This window comes from Bacillus cihuensis, from assembly GCF_000504145.1.
Taxonomy (GTDB): domain Bacteria; phylum Bacillota; class Bacilli; order Bacillales; family DSM-1321; genus Peribacillus; species Peribacillus huizhouensis.
In genome coordinates, this window is the sequence record NZ_KI632497.1 from 54,188 (window position 1) to 66,231 (window position 12,044).

At 37.7% G+C, this 12,044-nt stretch carries 9 protein-coding genes and 1 pseudogene; all 10 read right to left on the reverse strand.

Going from position 1 to position 12,044, the window contains the following annotated elements:
• Positions 1 to 267: 267 nt before the first annotated feature.
• The gene (locus V179_RS0118515) at positions 268 to 1,065 is read right to left on the reverse strand and encodes a TIGR00282 family metallophosphoesterase (protein ID WP_028392769.1); all 798 of its coding nucleotides are present in this window, start codon (positions 1,063 to 1,065) and stop codon (positions 268 to 270) included.
• A 443-nt stretch (positions 1,066 to 1,508) separates the two neighbouring features.
• Positions 1,509 to 3,071 (reverse strand): ribonuclease Y, encoded by a 1,563-nt coding sequence (rny, locus tag V179_RS0118520; protein WP_028392770.1) that lies wholly within the window; start codon positions 3,069 to 3,071, stop codon positions 1,509 to 1,511.
• A 377-nt stretch (positions 3,072 to 3,448) separates the two neighbouring features.
• A pseudogene (locus tag V179_RS30200) lies at positions 3,449 to 4,735 on the reverse strand (IS3 family transposase).
• Between the two features lie 148 nt (positions 4,736 to 4,883).
• Entirely contained in the window at positions 4,884 to 5,930 is a 1,047-nt protein-coding gene (gene recA, locus V179_RS0118535) for a recombinase RecA (protein ID WP_028392771.1), read from the reverse strand.
• Between the two features lie 464 nt (positions 5,931 to 6,394).
• Positions 6,395 to 7,633 (reverse strand): competence/damage-inducible protein A, encoded by a 1,239-nt coding sequence (locus V179_RS0118540; protein ID WP_028392772.1) that lies wholly within the window; start codon positions 7,631 to 7,633, stop codon positions 6,395 to 6,397.
• A gap of 21 nt (positions 7,634 to 7,654) precedes the next feature.
• Complete coding sequence (gene pgsA, locus V179_RS0118545; protein ID WP_028392773.1) at positions 7,655 to 8,239, reverse strand: CDP-diacylglycerol--glycerol-3-phosphate 3-phosphatidyltransferase; 585 nt, start codon at positions 8,237 to 8,239, stop codon at positions 7,655 to 7,657.
• Between the two features lie 78 nt (positions 8,240 to 8,317).
• Positions 8,318 to 9,226, reverse strand: coding sequence for a RodZ family helix-turn-helix domain-containing protein (locus V179_RS0118550; protein WP_326929556.1), 909 nt, complete (start codon positions 9,224 to 9,226; stop codon positions 8,318 to 8,320).
• Between the two features lie 8 nt (positions 9,227 to 9,234).
• Positions 9,235 to 10,026: a DUF3388 domain-containing protein gene (locus V179_RS0118555; protein ID WP_028392775.1), complete on the reverse strand. Its 792-nt coding sequence runs from the start codon at positions 10,024 to 10,026 to the stop codon at positions 9,235 to 9,237.
• Between the two features lie 896 nt (positions 10,027 to 10,922).
• Entirely contained in the window at positions 10,923 to 11,183 is a 261-nt protein-coding gene (locus V179_RS0118560; RefSeq protein WP_028392776.1) for a DUF3243 domain-containing protein, read from the reverse strand.
• 69 nt (positions 11,184 to 11,252) lie between these two features.
• The gene (gene ymfI, locus V179_RS0118565) at positions 11,253 to 11,975 is read right to left on the reverse strand and encodes an elongation factor P 5-aminopentanone reductase (protein ID WP_028392777.1); all 723 of its coding nucleotides are present in this window, start codon (positions 11,973 to 11,975) and stop codon (positions 11,253 to 11,255) included.
• Positions 11,976 to 12,044 lie beyond the last annotated feature (69 nt).

Below are 12,044 nucleotides of genomic sequence, written 5' to 3' on the forward strand. Positions count from 1 at the left end.
GCCCGCTTACGCATGGCTGTTTCAATTTAATGAAAGGCTGTTTTCACATACTTTGTTGCTTTTCAATCATTTTTACACTAATAACCCGGGTTGATTTCCGTTGCAGGTACTCGCTTTCCGCGGGCGGTCTCAGAAGCCTCCTCAGTGCTTTGCACTTGCGGGGTCTCCCTCAACACGCTTTTCCCGCAGGAGTCTCGCACCTTCCACTACAATCAACATCTGTTCGAATTGGTTTCTTGCTAAAACAACAATCTTTACGAAAAGAGCCTAATGAAAAAATGGATGATCATCGTTTATCAATATTCGATCTATTTTGTTTGCTTTACCAGTTTTTTCATCAACATCAATAATGACTGCACTTAAGATCGTTCTTCCTTCTTTTGGTACTTCAAAACGTACAGGTAGACTTGTTAAAAAACGATGAATAACAGCGTCTCTCTCCATTCCAAGAATACCATCGTATGGACCTGTCATCCCAACATCAGATAAATAAGCTGTGCCTTTGGGAAGAATTCGATTGTCTGCCGTTTGAACATGTGTGTGAGTACCAACAACTGCGGACACTTTCCCATCAAGGAACCAACCCATCGCTTGCTTCTCACTTGTAGCTTCTCCATGAAAATCAACAAAAATTATTGGGGTACGCTTTCTAGCTTCTTCTACAAGCTCTTCCGCTTTAGTGAATGGGCAATCCAAAGCAGGCATAAACGTTCTTGCTTGTAAGTTAATGACAGCAATCTCGAATTGATTTAACTTGATATATTTTATCCCTGCACCCGGAGTTCCTTCTGGAAAATTCGCAGGGCGTACAAGATTCTTTGCAGATTCAATAAATTCAAAAATTTCACGGTTATCCCAAGCATGATTACCAAGGGTCACTGCCTGCGCTCCAGCTTCAAGGAATTGCCGATAGATCTTCTCGGTAATCCCACGACCCCCAGCAGCATTTTCCCCATTTATTATGGTAATTTGCGGTCGATATTTCTCCTTGATTTTCGGTAAATATTCTTTCACCATATCTCTTCCTGGTGAACCGACTACATCTCCAACAAAAAGCAATTTCATAGTTAATTCCTTTCTAAAACCAAACTTTAATGATAATATTCTGTTCTATTGTACCACATATCATTGCCGAACTTTCTAAAAGCGATGCCACCATTCATCTACCAGAGAAACCTCTATTACAACGCAAATGCCATGTTCCACTATATCCTAGCAGTTACTAGAGATTGGTCATATTAAACAGCACTGCCCCATAAGGTTTTGGTGTATCGGACAGCAAACACATTGTAAAACGTATGCTTATTCTTTAAAAGAAGGCTCTGTTAAACTTGCCTGCTGACTGAAACGAAAGGCGATCGGTTTCCGCGGGCGGTCCGGGAGCTTTTCTAAGCAGGAATCTCACGCCTTGCGCTCCAATCAACATTGTGCCAAAATCAATCGTGAGCTTCAACATAGCCTAAAAGAAAAACAAAGCGTTGGACCCTAAAAAGGCCCAAACGCTTTGTTTATTTCGCATATTCAACTGCTCTCGTTTCACGTAGCACGGTTACTTTAATATGACCTGGATAATCTAACTCTTCTTCAATCCGTTTACGAATATCCCTAGCAAGTCGATGTGCCCCCAAATCATCAATTTGATCTGGTTTAACCATAACACGAACTTCTCGACCAGCTTGAATGGCAAATGATTTTTCCACTCCATCATAAGATTCGGAAATCTCTTCTAACTTTTCGAGCCTTCTAATATAGTTTTCGAGTGTTTCACTTCGAGCACCCGGCCTAGCTGCTGATAACGCATCTGCTGCAGCGACTAGTACAGAAATAATCGATGTCGGTTCAGTATCACCATGATGAGAAGCAATACTATTGATAACGACAGGATGTTCTTTATATTTTGTAGCCAATTCTACACCAATCTCTACATGGCTACCTTCCACTTCATGGTCAATCGCTTTGCCGATATCATGAAGAAGCCCAGCGCGACGTGCAAGTGTTTCATCTTCACCTAATTCAGCAGCTAATAAGCCAGATAATTGTGCAACTTCTATGGAATGCTTTAAGACGTTTTGACCATAGCTAGTACGGAATTTCAAACGACCCAGAATTTTAATAAGGTCAGGATGAAGTCCGTGGACACTTACTTCAAATGTGGTTTGCTCTCCTATCTCTCGGATGTGCTCGTCCACTTCACGCCTTGCTTTGTCCACCATTTCTTCAATTCGTGCTGGATGGATACGACCATCCTGAACAAGCTTCTCTAGAGCTAAACGAGCTGTTTCACGTCTAATTGGGTCAAATCCAGATAAGATTACTGCTTCAGGCGTATCATCAATAATTAGGTCGATTCCTGTAAGCGTCTCAAGAGTTCTAATATTACGGCCTTCTCGGCCAATAATACGACCCTTCATCTCATCGTTTGGAAGATTGACTACTGAAACGGTGGTCTCAGCAACATGATCAGCAGCACAACGCTGAATTGCAAGTGAGAGAATATCTTTTGCTTTTTTGTCTGCTTCTTCTTTTGCGCGGTTCTCTGTTTCTTTAACCATAAGTGCAATATCGTGTGCCAGCTCATTTTCAATACGATCAATAATAATGGCTTTCGCTTCATCACGAGTCAGGCTTGAAATACGCTCAAGCTCTGTTTGCTGCTTACGAACCATCTCATCCACTTTGCTTTCCATCTCTTCAATATGCTGTTGTCTTTGGTCAAGAGAATCTTCCTTCTTTTCCAAAAGAGTTTCACGTTTATCTAACGATTCATCTTTACGGTCAAGGTTTTCTTCTTTTTGTAATAATCGATTTTCTTGTTTTTGTAATTCAGATCTTCGTTCTCGAATTTCACGCTCGGCATCTGAACGAGTTTTATGAATATCATCTTTCGCTTCCAATAGGGCTTCTTTTTTTAGAGCTTCCGCTTCCCTTTTTGCATCTTCAAGAATTTGTTCAGCAGAATTTCTCGCCCCTGCTATTTTGTTTTGAGTAATATTCTTAAAAACAAAATAACTAACAACTGCACCGACGAATAGGCCAAGCAAACTGGAGATGATGAGTTGAATAGGTTCCATCGTTTCACCTCCCCTTGCTATGAACTTTTACTTAATAAAGTTGAACTGTCGGCAAGTACATTGTACATGTCTTCAATATACAGCACTTGGCTTTTCAAAATTCTTTATTTAAAAAAATGTAAAATATACATGTTAATTGTATAGTTGAGAAATTTTATTGTCAAGAGTTTGCAAAGACTCTATACATGAATATTCGGAACGGTTCCAAAAAGTTAGAAAATTACTTATACCCTTAATTAATTTTCCATTATCATCCACATATTCTTGCGATACTATCTAGTATTTTTGACCAAAAGTTTCCATTATAAACCATATATTTAAAAAAGAGGCTTGCTATTGAACTGAAACCCACAATATGGACCGTTTAATAAAAGGTCCTATGCTGCGATTAGATGACCTCGGTACTGAACCTGGGTCATCTTTTTCAATCCTCACTAGTAACGACGATTGTTATACTCCTCGATGTAAGAATCCATTATATGCTTTAATTCATTTAAACTACTACTTTCTTTATAATCGACTTCATCAATAAAAAGGCCAAAGAACGATTCCATCGGAGCATTATCCCAACAATTGCCATTACGAGACATTGATTGAGTCATTCTTAGTTTCTTTACTTTCTCTTGAAAGAGGGGATGAGTGTAATGGAAACCCTGGTCCGAATGCTGGATAGCTCCTGGCTGAAAATGTTTCTATGTAGTTTCATTAAACTTTTCCAAAGTTTTATAGACAAAACAGATGATGGGCAAGTATTTCATTTGTGCTGCCATCCTTAACACAGGAAATAGGCTTTTTGTCCATGCACATAATACAGATCAGTGATATCCGTTAATAACATTCACTGGCTCGTCTTGATTAAATTCACGATTTAAGAGGTTAGGGCATGTCCGATGTTCTTGTGCTGCCTTTGCCATTCTAACCTTTGCAATAAGTTGCAATGTACGTATTAACCGTCTAATTTTCTTATGATTCATTACAACAAAATAATCATTTTCTAAGATCATTTTAATTTGTAGTGCCCCTACTTTTTGTTTTTTCTGATTGAAAATGTATTGGATTAATTTAATGTCCTTTTGATCTTCTTCATCTTTACGTTGGCGAATCGAGACAGCCTTTAACCAAGCATAATACCCACTTCTACTTACGCCAGCTAGCCCACATAGAAAACTTACTGAGGTTTTTAATTGGTGTTGACGAATGCTTTGCTCGATAAGTTGATATTTCGCTGATCGTGTTAATAATGTTTTTCCCTCAACGCCTGCCATTCTATATCCTCTAGCTTTTTTAAGGAGTCATTTTAGCTTCTAAGAATTTTACTCTGGCTTCAGCCTTTTTGAGCTTTTCTTCAGCAGATAGTTCCTTTGATGATGGGCGTCCTGTACTGGACTTTCCTTTACGAACTGACTGAAGCCCAACTTCACCAAATTTCTCAAAGGTGTCGCGCCACCTTTGAAGACATCTTATTGGTTGGTTTTTACCGATCAACTCAAGATTAAAACCATTTTCGATAAAGATTTGAGAAGGTAATTTCCCACTTCGATATTCCATTACAGCCTTTACTTTGAAGTCAGGAACATAAGAAATGAACGTTCATAAACACTTAAAGCATTAGGATTCTTCTCTAACTCTTTAGTTTGAAATTCCGTAAATAGGTTCTTACTCATGTAAATCCTCCGTCTACAATAATTGCTTTTATTATAAACGGGTTTTCTGTCTTAGGACATAGAAAAACCCGAATATATGGCACTTTTTTATAAGTGTCCATTATTCGGGTTAAAGTTCATATCAACAAGCTTCTTTACTTTAACACAATTAATCGAGCAGGCTCATTTCTTCCTGTTCTTTCTCACTATCTGCAGGTAATACATGTACACCATCTAGATTATAATGATCGCGGATTTTCTGTGCGATTTCAAGTTTAATAGTTTTGTTTTCTTTTAAGAAAAGCTTAGCATTTTCACGGCCTTGCCCTAGTCTTTCACCGTTATACGAATACCATGATCCACTTTTTTCAACGATATCTAATTCAGATCCCATATCGATGATTTCACCTTCTCTAGAAATACCTTCACCATACATAATATCTACTTCTGCTTGCTTAAATGGCGGCGCTACCTTGTTTTTAACAACTTTAATTTTTGTTTTGTTACCAACAATGTCACTGCCTTGCTTCAATTGTTCTGCACGGCGCACTTCAAGTCTTACTGATGAATAAAACTTCAATGCACGTCCCCCTGGAGTTGTCTCAGGATTTCCAAACATTACACCAATCTTTTCACGAACTTGGTTAATGAAAACAGCAATCGTATTGGATTTATTAATTGCACCAGATAGTTTTCTCAACGCCTGTGACATCATTCTAGCTTGAAGACCCATATGAGAATCTCCCATCTCACCTTCAATTTCAGCTTTAGGAACGAGCGCAGCTACAGAGTCAATGACAATAATATCTACTGCACCACTTCTGACCAATGCTTCTGCAATTTCAAGTGCCTGTTCACCAGTGTCTGGCTGTGACAATAATAATTCATCAATGTTGACTCCGAGTTTCTGTGCGTAATCAGGGTCTAGTGCGTGCTCTGCATCAATAAATGCAGCCGTACCACCATTAGCCTGGACCTCTGCAATCGCATGTAAGGATACCGTTGTTTTACCTGAGCTTTCCGGACCATATACTTCAATAACCCTGCCTCGAGGGTATCCACCTACTCCTAAAGCTACATCCAATGCTAATGATCCGCTTGAAATTGTTGAGATTCTTCTGTCTGTTTGTTCTCCTAACTTCATGATGGAACCTTTACCAAATTGTTTTTCAATTTGTTTCAATGCCATTTCTAGTGCCGCTTGACGATCGCTCACTTAAGTTCCTCCTCTATAGGTTAATCAGCTTGGCTGATTAGATAATAATTTTATTAAACAATAGCTCGTCCCAGGCTTAGATTGCCAGGTAAAATATCAAAAAACTTCTATACTATTTCGACTTATAAAAAAGAAGGGGGAGAAATGCTCGCTTCATTCCCTTTCAAATGTCTATCTCTACTATATACTTTTTCCTTTCATTTGCCAAGAAAAAAACGAACATTCATTCGTTTATTTCTAAAGCTATAATAACTTAAAAACTACATTTCTGTCTAGCAAAAATTCTATTTCTAATTAATATATGCTTTAATAATGAAATTTTAATCTTCTTGTATACTAAGGCTATATTATATAATGATGCAATATTAAGGACTTTTTTATTTAACAATATTATTTTCCATCAAAAATAAAAAGAGAGTGTCTAAAAAAGCAAAATTCACCTTTTAAGACACCCTCTTAGAAAATTAGTTAGAAAGATGATTCAATAAATAATGGCAGCCGTATTTTACACTTCGTATTCTAATTTGTGTTCTACTGCCAGAGAGGTTTAGTTTCTCAACCTTCGAATCTCCATTACGGAAAGCTATACCTATAAAGACGGTTCCTACTGGCTTAGATTCCTGTTCATCTGGACCAGCTACTCCGGTAAAGCTAATTCCAACATCTGCATCGAGCTGTGTTCGAATATTTTCGGCCATCTCGATTGCACATTGCTCACTTATGACACCAGATCCAGAGATGGTTTCATCACGAATTTGAAGCAAATTAGACTTAGCTTCATTTGTATAACTAACGATCCCTCCTTTAAAGACTTTACCAGCTCCTGGAATGGTCGTTAGCTGCTCTTGGAACATCCCACCGGTCAAACTTTCAGCAGCGGCAATTGACATACCTCTTGCAGTTAACTCTTTTACTAATTCCTTAATTAATGAAGTCTGTTCACTTCCATAGTAAAAGTCTCCCACACGTTTCATTATTTCCGTTTCCACTTCACTAATCAGCTGATTACATATTTCTATTGATTCATGTTTTGCAGTAATCCTTAGCGTGACTTCACCATCACCTGCAAGCGGAGCAATCGTTGGATTGGTTTGATTTTCAAGCAAATCATCAATTTTCGTTTCTAACAATGACTCTCCAATTCCAAAAAATCGCAGTACCTTTGATTCAATGCGTTCTTGTTTATCTAGTTTTTCCATTAATTTTTTATAGCCATAAGTTAAGAACATAGGCTCCAACTCTTTTGGAGGTCCAGGCAACAACATATATGTCTTATCCTTTAAAGTAAGAATCATGCCTGGGGCCATACCATGATCATTTGCAAGTACTTCTGCATGTTCTAAAATGAGGGCCTGCTTTTTGTTATTCTCTGTCATCACCCGTCCAGTTTTTGAAAAATAAGCTTGGATAGCTGTTAAAGCATGATTGTCAAAAACAAGATTTTTTCCTAAATGACGGGCAATCGTTTCTTTCGTCAAATCGTCTTTTGTTGGTCCAAGTCCGCCTGTAAAAATAATTAAGTCAGCACGAGATTCCGCAATCTCAATAACAGATTGAAGTCGTTCACTATTATCCCCTACGACAGTATGAAAATAAACGTTAATTCCTATTTCTGCTAGTTGCTTGGATAAAAACTTTCCATTCGTATTGGCAATTTGACCAAGTAGTAATTCAGATCCAACCGCAATGATTTCTGCGTTCATGCTCATCCCCCACAAATTCGATTACTTAGAATTAATAAATACAGCTTTGTTTTTTGCGAAATAATCCCATCCAGACCAAACAGTAAAAACTAACGCAATCCATAAAGTAATGTTAGCGAATGGAAATGAAATTAATACAAAAGGAATATTATGTAATAATAAAGCTGAAATGGCTACAATTTGTGCCCACATTTTTATTTTTCCTAAAATGTCAGCGGCAACTACTTCACCCGTTCCCGCAAGTACAAGCCTCAAGCCTGTAACGGCAAATTCTCTACTAATAATGACAATAGCGATCCATGACTGATTGTACATTAAATCCAAATCAATTAATACGATTAAAGCTGCTGAAACGAGTAATTTGTCAGCAAGAGGATCGAGAAATTTCCCAAGGTTTGTAACCATATTAAATTTGCGGGCATAGTGTCCATCCACCCAGTCTGTTGACGCAGCCAGAATAAAAAGCAGAGTTCCTACCAAGTGATTAACTGGAAGAGTGTAGTCCCCTAGTCTCATCTCGCCCCAAGAAAAAGGTACGAGCATAATAATCACAAAAATAGGTATTAAGATAATTCTCGATATTGTTATTTTATTTGGTAAATTCACTATAGTACCCTCCAAAATTGAATAGCATAAGATTGATTACTTTATATCACAAGCGAAAAATAGCCATCATAAAGATGACTATTCAGCTTTTGTAAATTGTATCGTTACATTTTGAACGTCTTTCTCTGTTGGAGAAATGGCATATTCAAGTTTTTGATCATTAGCAAAAATCTCGGTTTCATAGGCTCTGCCTGTGCGGATGACTACTTCGGATTCATTGGTTGCATCAATTTCTTTTGCTTCTCCAGATTTTATAAGTCCGTTAAAAAGTGTCTGTCCACTGCCGTTTTTCACTTTAACCCATGCTTCGCCTGTAGAAACAACTTTCAATTTAAAAGTTGCAGCGTTTTTCAGTGCATATATGCTGTTTGAGCCACTAGTACTAACCATCGCTAATTCCTGAGTTGGTGTTTCTACAACATCCTCTTCTTTTACTGGTTCATCCTCTTTGCTCTTATCTGTTTTATCCGTGTTTTTGTCTTTATTAGCATCAGGATTACTACCTTTATTTAATGGTGAATTATCAGGTTGTCCGTGATCCACAACTCCTGTACTATCATCAACTACCTTTGGCTTTTCATTTGGAGCAAATTTCAAATATAAGAAATAAATTAAGACTATGATTCCAACGAAAAATAATATTCCTAATATTTTCGGAAATAGCTCCATTGCTTTCGAACTTGTTGGTGATAGCGATTTCCTTGATTGAACACGTGATAACTCTGGTAATTCATCATTATAAATGGCAGGAACCTCATTTTTATACTGATCAAAAATCTCCTCTGGTTCAAGTTCTACCGCTTCACAATATTGTTTAATAAACGCCCGAACATAAAACTGCCCTGGCATCATCGAATAATTTCCTTCTTCGATCCCTATCAAATAACGTTTTTGAATCTTTGTAGCTTCTTGTAAGTCATCTAGACTTAAGCCCTTTTTTTCCCTAGCTTCCTTCAATCTGTTACCTAATTCCGTCAAATCAAACACCTGCCAAATTAAAAATCAAATGAACCAAATTCCGACCCTTGTAATTGATCATTTTGGTTTACTACTTCGTATGTAATCTCTTCATCAGGAGTATTTCTTAATTCAATAATGTAATCAAAATCCTCAAGTTTGTACTCTGAATTTTGAACAAATATATCTGGATGTTCAATCACTTTCACTGCATTTAACCTCATAATTTCCCGTATCAACTGCCAGTGCCTCTCATTGGCTCGTCTTGTCGAAACAATACCGTCTAATATAAAAATATTATTATTATTGTACTCATCTTCAATTAGTTGACTGCGAATCGTTTGTTTAAGAAGGGTGGAAGATACAAATAACCAGCGCTTATTCGCACAAACACTAGATGCAACAATCGATTCCGTTTTCCCAACCCTCGGCATTCCACGAATCCCAATCAATTTATGTCCTTCCTGTTTGAATAGTTCAGCCATAAAATCAACTAGAATCCCTAAATCATCCCTCACGAAACGAAATGTATTTTTTTCATCTGCATCCCTTTGTATGTATCTGCCATGTCTAACAGCTAGCTTGTCAAGTACATGCGGTTCTCTCAGCTTTATTACTTTTATTGTATCCATTGTAGATAAAATTGACTCAAACCTCTCAATATTTCTGCTGTCATTAGCAAGCAAAAGCAAGCCCCTTCTCCCTTCATCGACTCCATTTATCGCTACAATATTAATAGATAGCATACCAAGCAATGAAGAAATATCCCCTAATAAACCCGGTCTATTTTTTTGTATTTCATATTCAAAATACCATTCTTTATTCTCCAATATACTCACTCCTTATCACGAAAGGGGAACCTAGACTTTTTATCATATTTAAAGATTACGCAATTTATCAATGAAGAAGGGATTTTTTCTTTGGCTCTGTTAAATTTTGCCTATTGATTGCAACGAGAGGCATTCGCTTTCCGCCGGTGTCCGGAAGCCTCCTCGGCGCTGTACGCCTGTGTTGTCTCCCTTTGACTCGCTTTTTCCGCAGGAGTCTCACCATTCCGCTCCAATCAACATAGTGCCGAAATCAACAACGAGCTTTAACATTGCCTTTTCTTTTAGAACATCGATTTCATAAAAGTAGATTTATCTTGTCTCTATAATATAGCATTTTAGTAAAAGTTAAAAGGGAAAACCTTTGTTTTACTTAACATAAGATTAAGCTTTATACAATCTTGGCAATTAATATGTACAAAACATCCATAAGCATCTACTCTAAAGCCCAACGATGAAAAAAGTTCAGGTTCTATAAATGAAACTTCAATTAGTGGGCGTTTTCTTCTTCCCCCTACTGATTGTAATATCTCCTCTTCGATAAAACGACTTTATGAACCCGAATCAATGAATCACAGACTAAGTGCACCGCATCCTGCGACAACGTCTGTGTGACCCACATCCTGTGGGAGCAAACTTTACCTCTGCTCACGCATCGATAAGTTTCACTGTAACTCACAAATCGGGCTTTTATAGTCAAGTTCTCCTCCTCAATTCCTCTAAGCCTTGGTGGGGTTTTAATGCCCATCAAATGCGGGATAAACTGTATCACCTTAGAAAGGAGGCGGTGCGAGGCTGGTTTTGCGAAGACCTCCCTTTTTCTACAAAAAAAAAGGATGATTCAATTAGTAGATCCCTCAAAAATGAGGTACAAAACTTTTGAATCATCCTTTATGTGTTTAGCTAGAAATACCGTTGTTGTCGACCAATTTAACCATTAAGCAGGCGATCGCATGCTTCTCATCTTCATTTGCTACCGACCAAAGATCAGATAATACACGTTCTTGATCGTTTTTGGGATCTACTTGTTTCGCCAGATAATCCCCAATCTCAACTGCCAAACCAGTTATTGCATCTTGGGAAAGGCCTTGCTTTTCCCCTTGATTCAATCTGTCTCCTAAGAAATCTTTCCATTGATCCCAATTTTCTAATACAGACATTGATATCATCCTTTCATTTATTGGTACCATGTTAGCATGTGACAATCGATAATTTTTTATGCAAACAAGTCACATGTACCAGCCACCATTTACCCCTATGATTTGTCCCGTCATATAAGAGGCTTTTTGAGAAAGGAGAAAGGAGACAACATCAGCAATTTCATTTGCTTCACCGATTCTTCCCATTGGAATGTCTCCCTGTAAAATCTCAAGTTCCTCTTCTGTAAAAGATTCTAGCATGGTCGTTGAAACTGCTCCAGGCGCGACAGCATTGACCCTGACACCATTTAAAGCTGTTTCTTTACTCAATGCTTTAATAAAAGCATTTTGGCCTCCCTTGACCATCGAGTACAATACTTCACATGCGCTACCCGTTTGACCCCATATTGATGTAACTGCGACGATTGAACCTCTATTACTCATTAGTTTAGGGAGTAAGTTTCTTGTTAGCTGAAAAGGGCTTGTCACATGAAGTTGAATCATTTGAGCAACAGTGGAATCAGTCATATCAGTTATTAAGCCATAAAAACTATTGCCGCTATTTAAAACAATCGTATGTAAAGAGAAAATTTGATTACATAAATGTTTATATCCATCTACTTCGCCTAAATCAGCTTGTATGGGAATAAGTTCGATATCATAAGATGATAATTCCTTAATAAGTGCAACAATTGCTTCCTCATTACGATTGTAATGGAGATACAATGAGTAATTTTCTGCTGCAAGCTTCCTTGCAATTGCACTCCCGATTCCCCCGCTTGCTCCTGTAATAAGTGCAAACCGTTTTTCCATCTTAATTTCCTCCTTGAACCACTTCAAAAAGAGAACAGCTCATACAATAAAAAATCATTTGTATGAGCC